The 16,293-nt window shown below is 70.3% G+C and carries 14 protein-coding genes and 2 tRNA genes; 9 read left to right on the top strand and 7 right to left on the bottom strand.

Going from position 1 to position 16,293, the window contains the following annotated elements; all coding sequences use genetic code 11:
• Positions 1–16 precede the first annotated feature (16 nt).
• Positions 17–916 (top strand): ABC transporter ATP-binding protein, encoded by a 900-nt coding sequence (locus BMY07_RS30115; RefSeq protein WP_092786080.1) that lies wholly within the window; start codon positions 17–19, stop codon positions 914–916.
• Positions 913–2,505 carry an ABC transporter permease gene (locus BMY07_RS30110; protein WP_092786078.1) on the top strand — a complete coding sequence of 531 codons (1,593 nt, stop codon included), beginning with the start codon at positions 913–915 and terminating at the stop codon, positions 2,503–2,505. Before BMY07_RS30115 ends, BMY07_RS30110 begins: the two co-directional genes overlap by 4 nt.
• A 43-nt stretch (positions 2,506–2,548) precedes the next feature.
• Here BMY07_RS30110 and BMY07_RS30105 read toward each other — a convergent pair whose 3' ends face one another.
• The gene (locus BMY07_RS30105; RefSeq protein ID WP_092786076.1) at positions 2,549–2,740 is read right to left on the bottom strand and encodes a hypothetical protein; all 192 of its coding nucleotides are present in this window, start codon (positions 2,738–2,740) and stop codon (positions 2,549–2,551) included.
• 134 nt (positions 2,741–2,874) lie between these two features.
• On the opposite strand from BMY07_RS30105, the gene BMY07_RS30100 reads away from it, so the two are divergent.
• From BMY07_RS30100 to BMY07_RS30085, 4 genes are all read left to right on the top strand, one after another.
• The gene (locus BMY07_RS30100; protein WP_177215883.1) at positions 2,875–4,119 is read left to right on the top strand and encodes an MFS transporter; all 1,245 of its coding nucleotides are present in this window, start codon (positions 2,875–2,877) and stop codon (positions 4,117–4,119) included.
• A gap of 174 nt (positions 4,120–4,293) precedes the next feature.
• Entirely contained in the window at positions 4,294–4,494 is a 201-nt protein-coding gene (locus BMY07_RS30095; protein ID WP_143073715.1) for a hypothetical protein, read from the top strand.
• A 69-nt stretch (positions 4,495–4,563) separates the two neighbouring features.
• Positions 4,564–5,040 carry a hypothetical protein gene (locus tag BMY07_RS33945; RefSeq protein ID WP_143073714.1) on the top strand — a complete coding sequence of 159 codons (477 nt, stop codon included), beginning with the start codon at positions 4,564–4,566 and terminating at the stop codon, positions 5,038–5,040.
• A gap of 2,126 nt (positions 5,041–7,166) precedes the next feature.
• Positions 7,167–9,089, top strand: a complete 1,923-nt coding sequence (locus tag BMY07_RS30085) for a family 20 glycosylhydrolase (protein ID WP_092786070.1) — start codon at positions 7,167–7,169, stop codon at positions 9,087–9,089.
• Positions 9,090–9,241: 152 nt separating this feature from the next.
• On the opposite strand, the gene lepB is transcribed toward BMY07_RS30085, so the two are convergent.
• The 4 genes from lepB to BMY07_RS30065 all read right to left on the bottom strand — a co-directional run bounded on the left by lepB (position 9,242) and on the right by BMY07_RS30065 (position 12,007).
• On the bottom strand, positions 9,242–9,955 hold the full coding sequence (gene lepB, locus BMY07_RS30080) for a signal peptidase I (protein WP_092786068.1): 714 nt from the start codon (positions 9,953–9,955) through the stop codon (positions 9,242–9,244).
• A gap of 65 nt (positions 9,956–10,020) precedes the next feature.
• A tRNA-Arg gene (locus BMY07_RS30075) sits at positions 10,021–10,093 on the bottom strand.
• Positions 10,094–10,128: 35 nt separating this feature from the next.
• Positions 10,129–10,218 (bottom strand) — tRNA-Ser (locus BMY07_RS30070).
• Positions 10,219–10,288: 70 nt separating this feature from the next.
• The gene (locus BMY07_RS30065; protein ID WP_092786235.1) at positions 10,289–12,007 is read right to left on the bottom strand and encodes a phosphatidylglycerol lysyltransferase domain-containing protein; all 1,719 of its coding nucleotides are present in this window, start codon (positions 12,005–12,007) and stop codon (positions 10,289–10,291) included.
• A gap of 142 nt (positions 12,008–12,149) precedes the next feature.
• Between BMY07_RS30065 and BMY07_RS30060 the strand changes: the two genes are divergently transcribed.
• Positions 12,150–12,914, top strand: a complete 765-nt coding sequence (locus BMY07_RS30060; RefSeq protein ID WP_092786066.1) for a CoA transferase subunit A — start codon at positions 12,150–12,152, stop codon at positions 12,912–12,914.
• Position 12,915: 1 nt separating this feature from the next.
• Positions 12,916–13,569, top strand: a complete 654-nt coding sequence (locus BMY07_RS30055) for a CoA transferase subunit B (RefSeq protein WP_092786064.1) — start codon at positions 12,916–12,918, stop codon at positions 13,567–13,569.
• A gap of 33 nt (positions 13,570–13,602) precedes the next feature.
• Here the strand turns inward: BMY07_RS30055 and BMY07_RS30050 are convergent, their stop codons facing one another.
• Positions 13,603–14,373 carry an ESX secretion-associated protein EspG gene (locus BMY07_RS30050; RefSeq protein ID WP_177215882.1) on the bottom strand — a complete coding sequence of 257 codons (771 nt, stop codon included), beginning with the start codon at positions 14,371–14,373 and terminating at the stop codon, positions 13,603–13,605.
• On the bottom strand, positions 14,370–15,041 hold the full coding sequence (locus tag BMY07_RS30045) for a dienelactone hydrolase family protein (RefSeq protein WP_092786060.1): 672 nt from the start codon (positions 15,039–15,041) through the stop codon (positions 14,370–14,372). Before BMY07_RS30045 ends, BMY07_RS30050 begins: the two co-directional genes overlap by 4 nt.
• A 182-nt stretch (positions 15,042–15,223) precedes the next feature.
• On the opposite strand from BMY07_RS30045, the gene hisC reads away from it, so the two are divergent.
• On the top strand, positions 15,224–16,291 hold the full coding sequence (gene hisC, locus BMY07_RS30040) for a histidinol-phosphate transaminase (protein WP_092786058.1): 1,068 nt from the start codon (positions 15,224–15,226) through the stop codon (positions 16,289–16,291).
• The last annotated feature ends 2 nt before the right edge of the window (positions 16,292–16,293 follow it).

The following is a 16,293-nucleotide window of genomic DNA, read 5'->3' as shown; positions in this document are numbered from 1 at the left end:
GAGTACGTTCTGAACCATGACAACCGCAATCTCGGTGTCCGGCCTGGTCAAGACCTTCGGCCGGACCCGCGCGCTGGACGGTCTCGACCTGACGGTGCGGACCGGGGAGGTCCACGGCTTCCTCGGCCCGAACGGGGCGGGCAAGTCCACCACCATCCGCGTGCTGCTCGGCCTGCTGCGGGCCGACTCGGGCAGCGCCACCCTGCTCGGCGGCGACCCGTGGCACGACGCCACCGAGCTGCACCGCCGGCTCGCCTACGTGCCCGGCGACGTGTCCCTGTGGCCCAACCTGTCCGGCGGCGAGGTCATCGACCTGCTGGGCAGGCTGCGCGGCGGCCTCGACCAGCGCCGCCGCGCCGAGCTGCTGGAGCGGTTCGACCTGGACCCGCGCAAGAAGGGCCGCACGTACTCCAAGGGCAACCGGCAGAAGGTGGCTCTAGTGGCCGCTCTTGCCTCCGACGTCGAGCTGCTCGTCTTGGACGAGCCCACGTCCGGTCTTGACCCGCTGATGGAGTCGGTCTTCCAGGACTGCGTGCGCGAGGAGCGCGACCGGGGGCGCACGGTTCTCCTATCGAGCCACATCCTGGCCGAGGTGGAGACCCTGTGCGATCGCGTGAGCATCATCCGCGCCGGTAAGACGGTCGAGACAGGCACTCTTACCGACCTGCGGCACCTGACCCGCACGAGCATCAGCGCGGAACTGGCAGCCCCACCCAACGGCATCGCCACGCTGCCCGGAGTGCACGACCTGGTCGTCGAGGGCAATCGGGTCAAGTTCGACGTCGACACCCGCGAGCTCGACGGGGCGCTGCGGGCGCTCGTCGAATCCGGTGTGCGCTCGCTGACCAGCCAGCCGCCCACGCTCGAAGAGCTGTTCTTGCGCCACTACCAGGACGAACAGGCGGGCGTCCGATGACGGGCACGTGGTCGCTCATCCGGCTGGCCCTGCGCCGCGACCGGGTCATCCTCCCGATCTGGATCGTGGTCCTGAGCGTGATCCCCGGGTCGACCGTGTCGGCCTACGAGAAGCTCTACCCGACCGTCGCCGCCAGGGCCTCCCTCAACGCGGGCACCGGCAGCAACCCCTCAGTCGCAGTGCTCTACGGACCCGCGTTCGACCTGTCCACCCCCGGCGGCTGGAGCGCGTGGCGGTACGGCTCGTTCCTCGCGCTGTTCATCGCCCTATTCGCGATCTTCACCGTCACCCGGCACACGCGCGCGGAAGAGGACTCGGGGCGGCTAGAGCTGCTGGGTTCCGCCGTAGTGGGTCGGTATGCCGCTCTTACCGCCAGCGTGATTGTCGCCGGCGCCTCCAGCTTGCTGATCGGCGTGCTCATCGCCGCCGGTATGGCCAGTGCTGGTCTCCCCGTGGCGGGCGCTCTCACCCTCGGGTTGACGCTCGCGGGCACTGGCCTGGTGTTCACCGCGATCGCCGCTGTCACCGCGCAGCTCACCGAGTACTCCCGTTCGGCCAACGGCCTGGCGACGACGGTCCTGGGCGCGGCGTTCCTGCTACGCGCGCTGGGTGACTCGACCCCGTCGGCGAGCTGGGTGTCGTGGCTGTCGCCGTTGGCGTGGCCGCAGTGGTCGAAGCCGTTCGTGAACAACGACTGGTGGGTGTTCCTGCTGGCAATCGGCGTTGCCGCTGTCGTCGCCTCTATCGCGTATCAACTGGTTCCGCGTAGAGACATCGGCGCCGGTCTGTTCCCCTCTAGGCCTGGTCCGGCCACGGCCGCGAAGTCACTGTCCAGCCCGCTGGGGCTCGCGTGGCGGTTGCAGCGCGGGTCGCTGTTCGGGTGGACGGCCGCCGTTGTGGTCATGGGGGTGATCTTCGGTGCAATCGCTGATGGCATCGGTGGCCTCGTGGGCGACAGCGAGCAGGTCAAACAGATCATGGAGCGCATGGGCGGGACGCAGGGTCTGGTCGACGCCTACCTGTCCGCGATCGTCGGGCTGTTCGGGATGCTCAGCGCCGTCTACGCAGTACAAGCCGGGTTGCGGACCCGGTCCGAGGAGACCGCTACCCACGCGGAGTCGGTGCTCGCGACCGGGGTCAGCCGTATCCGGTGGGCAGGCAGCCACCTCGTGTTCGCGATCGTGGGCCCGGCCGTGCTGCTCGCCGCCTCGGGTCTTGCAGCAGGTCTCGCGCACGGGCTGCGCTCGGGAGACCTAGGGCACCAGCTCTCGCACACGCTCGGGGCCGCTATGGCTCAACTCCCCGCGGTATGGGTCGTCGCAGGTATCGCCGCCCTGCTCTACGGCGCGTGGCCCGCGCTGGCCGTCTCCGGGTCATGGGCCGTGGTTGCCGTGTCCGTGCTGCTCGCGCTGTACGGGCCGGTGATCGGTCTGGCCCAAGCGGTGTTGGACGTGTCGCCGTTTGTGCACGTGCCCAAGCTGCAACCGGGCACCACGTTCACCGCGACCCCTCTGATCTGGCTGACCGGTGTTGCTCTAGTCGCGGTCGTGGCTGGTCTGGCTACCTTCCGGCGCCGCGATATCGGGTAAGGGCGACCGGGGCCGGGTACTCACCCGGCCCCGTTCTGCCACATCACACCCGATCGGAGTCGGCCTCCACCGGCAGGTTTGCCTGCTCGCGGACGATGCGTTGGGCGAGGGCGAGCCCGGCGGCCTGGCCATCGCGGTAGGACTCGTCGGCGGTCAGCTCGCGCGCGTCCCGTTCGGCCTCGGCGAGCTTGGCGAGCAGGGCGACGACCTCGACGGTGTCGAACGGTTCGGACATCGGCGTTCCTTAGCTAGTGCGGGTGACCACACCCACGTACCCCGTCCAGACCCATCCCGGACAGGGAGTACCCCGATTGGTTCGACCCGCCTATAGTTCGCAGGGCTAAGCAATGCGCGAGAGGAGTGCCGACGGTGGCAGCGACAGGACAGCGGCCATCGGCGCTCCCCCGCGAGGTGTGGGTCATCGTGGTGGCGAACTTCATCATCGCGGTCGGGTTCGGCCTGGTGGCACCGGCGTTGCCCAGCTTCGCCCGCAGCTTCGACGTGAGCGTGACCGCCGCGTCCATCGTGGTCAGCGCGTTCGCGTTCACCCGCTTGGCGTTCGCACCGGTCAGCGGCAGGTTGGTGACACGGCTCGGTGAGCGCAAGGTGTACCTGACAGGGCTGACCATCGTCGCTGTCACCACCGGCTCCTGCGCGTTCGCGACGCACTACTGGCAGTTGGTCGCCCTGCGCGGGATCGGCGGCATCGGGTCGACCATGTTCACCGTCTCGGGCATCGCGTTGCTGATCCACCTGACGCCCCCGGACGTGCGCGGCAAGGCTTCCGGGCTCTGGGGAACCAGTTTCCTGCTCGGCAACGTGGCCGGTCCACTTGTCGGAGGTGGACTGATCGGGATCTCGCTGCGCGCGCCATTCCTCGTTTACGCCACCGCGCTCATGGTGGCCGTGGGCACGGTGTGGCTGTTCTTAAGGAAGTCGACGCTGATCACGCCCGCGGGTCAGCACACCGGAGATGTCATGCCGCTACGCAAGGCACTGCGCGACAGCGGCTACATCGCTTCACTTACCTCTAGCTTTGCCGGCGGCTGGGCGGTTTTCGGAGTTCGGGTCTCACTGGTTCCTTTGTTCATCACCGAGGTCTTGCACCGTGACGGCGCGTTCGCGGGAACGGCGCTCTCGGTGTTCGCCGCCAGCAACGTGGTGATGCTGATGGTGTCCGGTCGGTTGTCGGACCGGTGGGGCCGCAAGCCGCTGATCCTGTTCGGGCTGGTCGTTTCCGCGGGTGGGACCATCTGGTTCGGTTTCACCGAGACGGTCACCGAGTTCCTCATCGCCACCGTGGTCGCGGGTCTCGGCACCGGCACGTTGACCCCGCCGCAGCAGGCAGCCGTGGCCGACGTGATCGGCAAATCCCGCGGCGGGCAAGTGCTCGCCACCTATCAGATGGCAGCGGATGTCGGCGCGATCCTCGGTCCGATCATCGCCGGGATGCTCGCCGACCGGCTCTCGTTCGGCTGGGCTTTCCTGGTCACAGGCGGTTTGACCGTCGTCGCGGCGCTGGTGTGGCTGCCCGCGCGCGAGACGCTGGACCGGTCGGCGAACGCGGTCGCGGAAGTCGTCGACGCCGAGCGACCGCGGGAGTCCGCGCAGTAGCCGTTCGGGCGAGCGATTCGTCGGTTTGCGGCCGATCACTGCTCCGTTGGGGCGGATTCCGTGCTACCTGGTGGGTAATGTGGGGTGCCCCGCTGCGCTCTGATGCGTGAGGTGGGAGCCTTTGGGGTACCCCATCCAGCGGGTTGGCAACGGCTGATGCGGAAGTGGTGACCGATGGCTACCGCACTGTGGATAGTGGCGGCGGTGGTCGCCGTGGCGATCATCGTCTGGCGACTGCGAAAGGCCGACACCACACTTGAGACGATCCTGCGCGAGGAACGCGCGCGCGTCGAACCGGTGGACGACGATCCGGACGAGATCGAGGAACCCATCGACGAGCCGCACTCGGTCGGCAGGAGTCGTCGGCGCCGCTAGGCAAGTCCCCCGATCGGGGCTGTGGATAACTTTCTCCGCCTCCGCCGCGGAATCCCTACTGTTGCGGACATGGCATTCAACCTGGAATACACCAGCAAACGACAGGACCTCAGCTACGCGTTGACCGTGGCCGCCGATGACGACGGCGAGCTCGGCATCGACGTCATCGCCAAGGACGACCGCGGCGAGGTGGTCGCCGAGGGCGCGGTGCGGCTGCCCCCCGGCGGCGCGGCGGAAACGGCGAAGCTCCTGCGGGAGGCGCTCGTCGCGATCACCGCGCTGGAGGGCAAACGGCGCACGGTCGGCAACGCGAACCAACCCTGGTCGGCCGAACAGGACTCCACCCTGCGCGAGTCCTGGCTCAGCCACCCCCCGACCCGCTCGGCGACCGAGGTGATCCGCGAACTGGCCACCCTGCGCCAACGCTCCCCCGCCGCGATCCGCGCCCGGCTCCCCCGAGTCGGCTGCGACCCCGATGTCAGCGGCCGCCTCCTCACCGAAACCACAGCCGCCATCGTCGGCCGAGACGCGGTGATCGCCTCCTGACCCCAGCCCCTCCCCCGGGCGCCTTTCCGTCCCCCGGTCCCCCCGGTTCCACACGGACCACCCCGACCCACGCCACCACAGGAGAAGACACCCACGACCGCACCGCCGCTCCCGCGTTGCCTGCACCGCCGCTCCGGAGTTGGCTGCACGGCCGAACTCGCGTCAAGTGCCCGGCCAACGCCGCAACACCGGACAACACCTGACGCCACGGCTGGCCACCGGCGGACCCGCACTGGTTCCACCCAGACCCTGCCAACCTGTGGCTGGTGCAGGAGAAGCCAGCCATGACCGCAACGCTGTCCTCGCGGCGGTTGCACAGCCACACCGAACCTCATGGCAGTCACGACCACACCGCAGTACCGGGCAACACCTGACGCCACGGCCCGAGTGGGCACCAACAGCAGGGCCCGCACCGGTTCCACACGAACCACGTTGACCTACGGCCGGTTCAGGAGAAACGAACCATGACCGCCCCGCCGCCCTCGCCGTGGTTGCACAACCACACCGAACCTCGCGGCAGCCCCGACCTACGCCGCGATACCAGCCAACACCTGACGATGCAGCCAACCAACACCCACACGGCAGACCTGAGCCAGCTCCACACGCGCTACCCCAACCTGCGCCGGGACCACGAGCAACCGACCACGACCACACCACCAGTCCCGCGGCGGCCGCGCGATTGGGTCGAACTGCGATGCCCGATCAATGCCGCAACACCAAGCGATGACCGGCACCGCGGCCAACCAGCACCACCGGCACGCCTAAGCCCGCTCCACACGCACCACCCCGACCTGCATCGGGAGCACGAGCAACCGACCACAGCCACACCACCAGTCCCGCGGCAGCCGCACGGTTGGATCGACCTCGCGGCCATGCCCGATCAACGCCGCAACACCAGGCGACGACCGGCACTGCGACCATTCAGCACCACCGGCGGGCCTAAGTCGGTTCTATACGCACCACCCCGACCTGCGGCGGGGCACGAGGACCCGACCACGGCCAGGCCGCCAGTCACGCAGCAGCCGCGCGATTGGATCGACCTCGCGGCGATGCCCGATCGACGCCGCAACACCAGGCGATGACTGGCACTGCGGCCAACCAGCACCACCGGCAGGCCTAAGTCGGTTCCACACCCCCGACCTGCGGCGGGACCACGAGCAACCCTACGGCCACGCCACCAGTGTCACGGCGGCCGCGCGGTTGGGTCGAACTTGCGATGCCCGACCAACGCCGCAACACCAGCCGATGACCGGCACCGCGACCAACCAGCACCACCGACACGCCTAAGCCCGCTCCACACGCACCACCCGACCTGCGGCGGGAGCACGAGCAACCAACCACGACCACACCACCAGTTCCGCAGCGGCCACGCGATTGAATCGACCTCGCGGCCACGCCCGAGCAACGCCGCAACACCAGGCGATGGCTGGCACAGCACCACCGGCGGGCCTGAATCGGTCCCACACGCGCCGCCCCGACCTGCGGCGTGGCACGAGGACCCGACCACGGCCAGGCCGGCTTCGCAGCCGCCGCCGTGGGCGCCGGGCGGGCTCGCGGCGGGGGAGCCGGTCACCGCCGACCTGGACCGGGTCGTGTTGTGGTGGGTGGTGTCCAACCTGGTCGCGAAAGCGGTCCGTGCGGGTGGCGAGGTGGCCGTGGCGGTCGTCGGGAGCAAGTCCTGGCCTATGTCACAGCGTGCCGTTCTTGGCGAGTGCGAGGCCGAACTTGCAGCCATCTCGACCAAACTCCAACAGCGGCCTGCGCGGGCTCAACACGCGCTGGGCGGGTAGGTGTTGGCGATCCCGTAGCTAGAGGCTTGGGGCGCTCGGCCCAGACTGTCTGCTGACCCTGCGGTGGTTGCCCCTGGTCGACTTCCTGGTGGGCAACAAGAAGTCGCCTGTGCCATTCCACTCGGTATTGGTTGTCCGGGTATTTGGGTTTGGTGCCAGCGCATCGCGAGGTCGGCGTGGCGGGGTGGGTGCTGGTGGGGTGTCGATTGTCCAATCAGGACAAGGGGATTGGCGGCCGGTCGGGGTGGGTGGCTAGGCCGACCGAGTGATTGACGGGCGCGCAGGGGAGTTTCTATGGTCTAGACCATATGTCCGACTTGGCCCTGGGAGGGTTCGATGCGGAGGACTTGGCGCACGGTTGTGGTTGCCGCGGTGGCGTTGGTGGCGATGCCTGCCGCGGCGGCGCCTGCGATGCCGGTCGCGAGCGTCGAGCCCGGGGTGCAGCGGCTGTTGCCCCGGCCGGTCGAGGCGGTGGCTACTGGTCGGGCTCCGTTCGCCCTCGGGGAGGGCAGCCACATCGTTGCCAGGGGTGCGGCCAGGCAGGTCGGTGACTACCTCGGTGACCTGCTGCGACCGGCCACCGGGTACCGGCTGCCGGTGACCGCGCGCAGCCCGCGCCGGGGTGACATCGTGCTCGACCTCGGGCCGGGCAAGGCGCCGGAGGGGCATGCGGCCGAGGGCTACCGGCTGGTGACCGACGAGCGGTCGGCGACCATCTCCGCCGACACCCCCGCCGGTCTGTTCCTCGGCGTGCAGACCTTCCGGCAGCTGCTGCCCGCGTGGGCGGAGAGCCGGACCAGGGTCAGCGCGGTGTGGCAGGCGCAGGCGGCGCGGATCAGCGACTACCCGCGGTTCGCGTACCGGGGGGTCATGCTCGACGTCGCGCGCAGCTACCTCACCGTGGCGGAGATCAAGCGCTACATCGACACCGCGGTGCTGTTCAAGGTCAACACGCTGCACCTGCACCTGACCGACGACCAGGCCTGGCGGATCGCGGTCACGACGCCAGGGGACAACCCCTCCGGGCTCGACTACGACGCGCTCACCCGGGTCGGGTCGCTGGGCGGCGCCGACGTCTACGGCAACGGGAACCCGCTCGGCACCGGTCCGGCCATCCGCGGGTACTACACGCAGCGCGACTACGCGGAGGTCGTCGCACACGCCAAGGCCAGGTTCGTCACCGTCGTGCCCGAGATCGACGGGCCGGGGCACACCAACGCCGCGCTGGCGTCGATCCCGAGGCTCAACCCCGACGGCGTCGCCAAGCCGATGAACACCACCGCGGACGTCGGCTACTCAACGCTGGACGCCAACTCGCCGGTCACCTACGAGTTCCTGCGGACCGTGTTCAGCCAGCTCGCCGCGCTCACCCCCGGCCCGTACCTGCACATCGGCGGCGACGAGGCGCTGGTGACCGGGCACGACAACTACCTCACCTACCTGCGCCAACTCCTGCCGGAGGTGGCCAGGCTCGGCAAGCTGCCGATGGGCTGGAACGAGTACGCCGCGGTCGACCTGCCGCCCGGCGCGGTGATCCAGTTCTGGCGCGGCTCGACGCTGGCCGATGTCCTCAAGCAGGTCTCGCGCGGCGCGAAGGTCGTCATGTCCCCGGCGGGCACCACGTACATCGACCAGAAGTACGACCCGAGCAGCCCCATCGGGCTGAGTTGGGCCTGCCGCAACGCTTGCGACTTCGACCGCTACTACGACTGGCAGCCGGTCCGCGACGGGCTCACCGAGTCCGACGTGATCGGGGTGACCGCGCCGCTGTGGTCGGAGACGGTGCGCGGGTTGGCGCAGGCCCAGTGGTTGAGCTACCCGCGCCTGGTCTCCATCGCCGAGGTCGGCTGGACCCCGCAGGCCGGCCGGAACCTCCCCGACTTCACCGCCCGCCTGTCCTCCCTCGGCAGCAGGCTCACCATCGCGGGCGTCAACTTCCGCCCCAGCCCCGCGGTCCCCTGGACCACCGACATCACCGCCCCCACCCAACACACCCGAACCCTGCGCGGCGAGGTGGCCCGCTTCACCGCCCCCTCGGCGACAACCCCCCTAGCCACCCTCACCTACGGCGACGGCACCACCGCCGACGTCCCCGTTACCCCCACCACCCCCGCGGGCCCGCTAGCCGCCCCCGGCCTGTGGAAGGTGACCACCCCGGACCACCGCTACCCCCACCTAGGCACCTACAAGGCCACCCTCACCATCACCACCCCCACCGGCGTGGCCACCACCCACTTCACCATCCACGCCCACCACTGACCACGCGTCGGGGAGCCGCCCGCACCCGGCTCCCCGACGCCTTCCCTTGACCAAGAAGGAAAACCAACGAGTCTGACCCCACGCAGCGGCACCCCACCCGGGCGAGCAGCGATGCCCATGGGAGAACCCGGCCCAGCTTCCGACCGCGACGCTCAGGCCACTGTGGACTGCGCGGTCGAGTGCCGATTCCGGCGCTTGTCCCTGACCAAGGCGAAGGTGAGCCAGGCTGAGCCTGCGAGGAAGACAAGACCAGCACCGATCAGAATCGAGCCGGACCAGTCCGGCTCATCGCTGTTCGGGGAGCCTTCCAGGCCTGCTGAGGTGAATGCCGCGGTGGGGATCAGGGGTTTGTCGTCCACTCTGACCACGACCGCGGTGATGGCGCTGAGGGGAACGCCGCCGTGGTGCGGGGTTGTGGCATAGACGCGGGAGTCGCGGGAGTTGGCGCGGTTGTCCCCGGCGACGAAGACTTCGTCATGGCCGAGCTGGACGGTGAATGGGCTGAACATCGGGTCGGGTTTGGCGTACTCCTCGACCACCCGCTTGCCGTTCACCGAGATGACCCCGGTGGCGTCCGCGGACACCGTGTCGCCGCCGACGGCGATGACCCGCTTGATCATCGAGCGGTCGGCGTCGCCCGGCCGGGCGTCCGGCCACACCCCGAGCGAGAACACCGCGATGTCCCCGCGTCGGACCTGGTCACCGGCGATCTCCCTGGCCACCGGCCAACTGCCCACCGGCAGCGTCGGCACCATCGACTCGGTCGGCATCGGGTGCCGCTGCAAGCTCGGCGCGACGTACACCGCCACCGCCCCGGCGACCAGCCCGAGCCCCATCACCACGGCGGGCAGCAACCACCTGCGCATCCATCCCCCAGCCCCCTGACGACGAAGAAACCGCGGCGAAGTCTCTCGCCGCGGTTTCCCGGAAGTGCACCCGAAGGGATTCGAACCCCTAACCTTCTGATCCGTAGTCAGATGCTCTATCCGTTGAGCTACGGGTGCTTGTTCAGTTGTCACCCAGCGAGCTGGGTGTACAGCGGAGGCTCCGGGATTTGAACCCGGGAGGGGCGTTGAACCCCAACCGCATTAGCAGTGCGGCGCCATAGACCAGACTAGGCGAAGCCTCCCGGGGCCCCAGTGGCCGCTCGGGAGGTAAGACTACACAGGTGCCTGACCGGAGGGCAAAACGCCCCCCGGTCAGCGCCGGAGGGCGCGCAAAAGTGCTGGTGGGCGGCCTCCGAAGCCCTCTGCCTCGATGGCGGCGATGGCGACTCTCGGCAGGTCGCGGACGGCGGGGAAGACCAGGAATCGGGGGGTCCAGGTGGGGGCGAACTTGGCGTTGAAGCGGTAGAGGGTCTCGATCTGCCACCAGCGGCTGCCCAGGCGCAGGGCCCTGGCCCAGAGGCGGGCGACGGGGCCGGCGCCGATGCGGCCGCCGCGTTCGAGGGCGGCGCGGAAGACGGCGAAGTTGAGCGAGACGCGGGTGACGCCCAGGTCGGGGCAGGCGGCGAGCATGTCGGCGATCATCAGCTCGTTGAGGCCGTTGTCGCCGACCGCGCGGTCGCGGCGCATCAGGTCCAGGGAGAGGCCGTCGCTGCCCCAGGGGACGAACTGGAGCAGGCCGGTGACCTCGCCCTTGCGGGAGGCGGTGACCAGGACGCAGTCCGGGTCGTCCGGGCCTGCCAGGCGGGACAGGGCCATGGAGAAGCCGCGTTCGGTCTCGGTGCCGCGCCAGCGTTCGGCCAAGGTGGACAGTTCGGCGCGCTCGCCCTCCGCCAGCGCGGCCGAGCGGCGGACCTCGACGGTGTACCCGGCGCGGCGGAGCTTGGCGACCGCTTGGCGGACGCCGCGCATGGAGCGGCCGTCGAGGGTGAAGGTGGCGGCGTCGACGATGGCCTCGTCGCCCAGTTCGATCGCGTCGAGGCCGTAGCGGACCCACACCGTGGCGCCGCGCTCGGAGCAGCCGATGACCGCGGGCACCCAGCCGTTGTCGCGGCACCCGGCGAGGAACACCTCGATCGCGCCCGGCCACGCCTCGAGGTCGCCGAGCGGGTCGCCCGAGGCGAGCGCCACCCCGGCGAGCACCCGGAACGGCACCGCGGCCTTGCCGGACGGGGAGAACACGACGGACTTGTCCCGGCGCAGCGCGAAGTACCCCAGCGAGTCCTCGGCCCCGCGCGCGGCGAGCAGTTCCCGCAGCCGGAACTCCTCGGCAGGCGCCAGGCCCGGCTTGGGTTCGGCTGAGCGGAGCAGGAAGTAGCCGCCGATCAGCAGCGCGCCGACGCCGAAGGACAGGCCGACGGCGGCGGAGAGGTCGTCGAGCCACGGCACCGGCTGGACCGGGCCGGACACGCCGATCAGCGCGAGCAGGGCGTGCAGCGCGCGGTCGGTGAGCGGGGCGTTGTCGGTGTAGCGCGACGGCGTGGAGCTCAGCAGCACCAGGTTGGCCAGGAACCCGGCCAGCAGGATCTGCGCGGTGACCCGCAGCGCGCGCCACTTGCCGTGCACCGGGTCGGCCTTGGCGGTGAAGTGGCTCCTGGTGGCGACCAGCGCGACGCACAGCACGAGCGCGGTGACCCCGGAGCCGATGCCGTGCCGCCAGCCGAGGTGGGCCAGCGCGATGAGGCCGGTGACCCCGACCGCCACCTGCCAGGCCCTGCGCTTGCGCCTGCGCAGCGCCGTGGCGAGCATCATCAGCATGACGCCGCTGGCCAGGACCGCCACGCCGGAGGCGACGGTGGCCTCGGTCGGCAGGTCGAGCCAGCCGCCCACGGTGTCGCGCAGCCTGCGCCGCCCGACCGGGAACACCACCGAGACGACCGCGAGCAGACCGACCAGTCGCGCCGACCAGGTCAGCAGCCGCAACGTCAGTTCGTCACTCGGCCGCCACCGGCGACCGTCAGCACTGGGCCGCACCGGGCGGCCCTCTTCCTCGACACCCACCAGCACAGTGTCCTCGTCCACCGGGCCACGGCGATTTATGGCGATTTCGAACACATCGGCAACGGCGTCGGCCCCGCTAGAGTCGCCGGTGCCACACCCAGAAGGAGGGGCACACATGGACAAAGTCGTCCCCAGCGCCGCCGCGGCGGTGGCCGACATCCCGGACGGCGCGAGCCTCGCCGTCGGCGGGTTCGGCCTCTGCGGCATCCCGAGCGCCCTCATCCAGGCGCTGCTCGAGAAGGGCGTCTCCGGGCTCCAGGTCACGTCGAACAACTGCGGCGTCGACGACTGGGGCCTCGGCCTGCTGCTGCGCGAGAAGCGGATCAGCAGGATGACCAGTTCCTACGTCGGTGAGAACAAGGAGTTCGCCCGGCAGTACCTCTCCGGTGAGCTGGAGGTGGAGCTGACCCCTCAGGGCACGCTGGCCGAGCGGTTGCGCGCGGGTGGGTCCGGCATCCCCGCCTTCTTCACCCGTACGGGGGTCGGTACGCAGGTCGCCGACGGGGGCGTGCCGTGGCGCTACGACGACGCAGGCAACGTCTCGGTGTCCTCCCCGGCCAAGGAGGTGCGCGACTTCGACGGGCACGACTACGTGCTGGAGCGGGCGATCACGACCGACTTCGGCTTGGTGCGCGCCTGGAAGGGCGACCGGCACGGCAACCTGGTGTTCCGCGACTCCGCGCAGAACTTCAACCCGCTGTGCGCGATGGCCGGTCGGGTCAGCATCGCCGAGGTGGAGGAGCTGGTCGAGCCGGGTGAGCTGGCCCCGGGTGAGGTGCACCTGCCGGGCATCTTCGTGCAGCGGGTCGTGCTGCTGTCCCCGGACGAGGCCGCCGAGAAGCGCATCGAGCGCCGGACCGTGCGCACCAAGGAGGCGTGAGATGGGACTGACCCGAGAGCAGATGGCCGCCCGTGCGGCGGCGGAGCTGTCCGACGGCTCTTACGTGAACCTGGGCATCGGCCTGCCGACGCTGGTGCCGAACTACGTGCCGGACGACGTCGAGATCGTGCTCCAGTCGGAGAACGGGATCCTCGGCGTCGGCCCCTACCCGTGGGCGGGGGAAGAGGACGCCGACCTGATCAACGCGGGCAAGGAGACGGTGACCGTCCGCAGGGGCGCGTCCTACTTCGACTCGGCGCTGTCGTTCGGGATGATCCGCGGCGGCAAGGTGGACGCGGCGATCCTCGGCGCCATGCAGGTGTCCAAGGTCGGTGACATCGCGAACTGGATGATCCCCGGCAAGATGGTCAAGGGCATGGGCGGGGCGATGGACCTGGTGCACGGCGCCAAGAAGGTCATCGTGCTGATGGAGCACGTCGCCAAGGACGGGTCGTACAAGATCGTCGACGAGTGCTCGCTGCCCTACACCGGCCTGCGGGTGGCCCAGCGGATCATCACCGACCTGGCGGTCATCGACATCACCGACGACGGCCTGGTGCTGCGCGAGGTGGCGCCCGGGGTCAGCGTGGACGAGGTGCGCGAGAAGACCGAGCCGGAGCTGATCGCCACCGACGTGGTGGAAGCCGCCGTCTGACGCGGACGGGGGGCGGGGTCTCGCCCGCCCCCTTCAGCGCGGTGCGACCGAGGCGACCAGCTCGCGCAGCCGCTGGGTCAGCCGCGGTGCGTCGGCCGGGGCGAGGGTCAGCCAGTCGACGCCGTCGCGGGTGGTCGGCAGCGCGAGGTAGCGGCCCGCGGTCGTGTCGAACCAGTTGACGACGTCGGTGCGCGTGCGCCTGCCCATCCGGTCGAGGCTGTTGGCCGCGACCTGGCCGCCGCCGTGCCGCGAGTTCTCCACCAGGGTCGCGATGGTGCGCATGTCGCGGCCGGTGACCCCACCCTGGTTGAGCATGGTCTCCAGCCCGGCGAACCCGGACTCGACGTAGGCGTCTATCGCGTTGTGGAACACCGACTTGGGCAGTGTCACCGCGGTGCCCGGGCCCGGTTCGGCGTCCGGCAGCAGCGCCATGATCTCGCCGACGACGCCGCCGCCGCGCAGCTGCCCTATCCTGATGCGTTCGCCCATCTGCACGGCCAGCACGGTTCTGCTGCCGCGACCGGCGCCGAGCACGCGCACGTGCCGACCGAGTGAGAGCAGCCCGTCGACGCTGTAGTCGTGCTGCGCCAACAGGGTCAGCGAGTCCTCCAGGTCCCGGTCGACGTCGGTGCCGTCGTGCAGGCCGCGCGCCACGAGTCCCTCGATGACCTCTTTGCGCAGCTGGTCGCGCTCGTCGGCGGTCTCGCCGAAGGACGGCACGTCGAGCGGGTACGGGCGGTCGGTGCGGCCGAGCGACTCCCAGAGCAGGTCGAACTCGACCAGCGTGAGCGATGCGACCTTCACCGCAGGTGCGCGTCGAACCAGTTGAGGGCGCGCTGCCACGCCTCGGGGGCACCGGGCTCCGGGCGGTAGCGGACCACGTCGGTGGCGATCTTGGCGGTGCTCGCCGCCTCGCGCAGCTTCTCCACCTGCTGCAGGAGCGCCTGGTCGCTGTCGTCGCGGTAGAGGCCCAGCCACGGCACCCGCAGCTCGCCAGCGACCTCGACCAGCGCGGGCAGGCCGCTGGAGAGCGGCTCCAGGATCCCGCCGCCGGAGACGGTGACGGCGGCCCCGATGTCGCGGCTGGCGGCGACCACCAGCGCGACCGAGCCGCCCAGTTCGAACCCGATCACGCCGATCCGGTCCGCGGCCAGGCCGTGCTCGGCCAGCCAGGCGAACCCGATGTCGGTCGCGGCCAGCACCGAGTCGCCGGAGAGCTCGCTGACCTTGTCCCTGGCCTCGTCGTGGCCGACCTCCGCCGAGCCCGCCTCGCCCGGGTACAGGTGCGGGACGACGACCAGCCAGCCCTCGCCCGCGAGCCGGGCGACCATCGCGGTCGTGGTGTCGGTGATGCCCCTGGCCTCGTGGAGCACGACGAGACCGCCTCTGGTCACCCCGTCGGGTTCGGCGTAGGTGAGGCGCAGCGCACGGCCGTCAGCGAGCCGGAAGTCCTCAGTGCGGGTCTGGGCCATGACATACCCAACCATGCCGGGGTTAATAGCAGTCAACGTGATCACACGCTCACCCGTCCGCAGGAAAACGGCCATTTTCACCCGGTCGCCCGCGCACGGAGAACGGACAGTCGTGTCCGCTCGGTAGCATGCGGGGCAGGTGCCGACGAGGTGTCGCCACTGTGGACTCACGAGGAGCCCCGATGACCGTGCGTACCCGCCCTGACCTGGACTCGCTGCCCGGCTACATCCCGGGCAAGAGCGTCGCCGGGGCGGTGAAGCTGGCCAGCAACGAGGTCTCGCTCGGCCCGCTGCCCAGCGTGGTGACCGCCATCGCCGAGGCGGCGGCCAACGTCAACCGCTACCCCGACAGCGGCGCGACCGAGCTGGTGGCGACCCTCGCGGCGAAGCTGGGCGTCGAGACCGGCCAGGTCACCGTGGGCTGCGGGTCGGTGACGCTGTGCCAGCAGCTCATCCAGGCCACCTGCACCGGCGGCGACGAGGTGCTGTTCCCGTGGCGCTCGTTCGAGGCGTACCCGATCCTCACCCACGTGGTGGGCGCGAGCCAGGTCCGCGTCCCGCTCACCGAGGGGCACGCGCTCGACATCGACGCCATGATCGCCGCGGTCACGCCTGCCACCCGGTTGGTCTACGTCTGCACCCCGAACAACCCGACCGGCACCGCGCTGCGCAAGGCCGACCTGGAGCGGTTCGTCGACGCCGTGCCCAGCGACGTGCTCGTGGTCATCGATGAGGCCTACCGCGAGTTCGTCGCCGACGACGAGGTCCCGGACGGCGTGGTGTTCGCCAAGGAGCAGTGGGCGCGCGGCCGCGACAACGTGGCGGTGCTGCGGACCTTCTCCAAGGCGTACGGGCTGGCGGGCCTGCGGGTCGGCTACCTGGTCGCGCCCGAGGCGGTCACCGACGCCGTGCGCAAGGTGTTCGTGCCCTTCGGCGTGAACGCGATCGCGCAGGTGGCGGCGCTGGCCTCGCTGGCGGCCGAGGACGAGCTGCTGGCCCGCTGCCGCGACATCGTGGCCGAGCGCGGCCGGGTGCGCGCCGAGCTGCTCGACCTGGGCTACGAGGTGCCGGAGACGGAGGCGAACTTCGTGTGGCTGCCGCTGGGCGAGCGCACCGCCGAGTTCAACGAGCACTGCCTCAACCACAAGGTCGTGGTGCGCGCGTTCGCCGGGGACGGCGCCCGGGTCACCATCGGCACGCCGGAGGAGAACGACCTGTTCCTCTCGGCGGCCAAGGCGTTCGACCGCTGAAC

Source organism: Actinokineospora terrae (assembly GCF_900111175.1).
Lineage (GTDB): Bacteria > Actinomycetota > Actinomycetes > Mycobacteriales > Pseudonocardiaceae > Actinokineospora > Actinokineospora terrae.
Note: the sequence above shows the minus strand (reverse complement) of the source record. Positions and strands in the feature narration are given on the sequence as shown.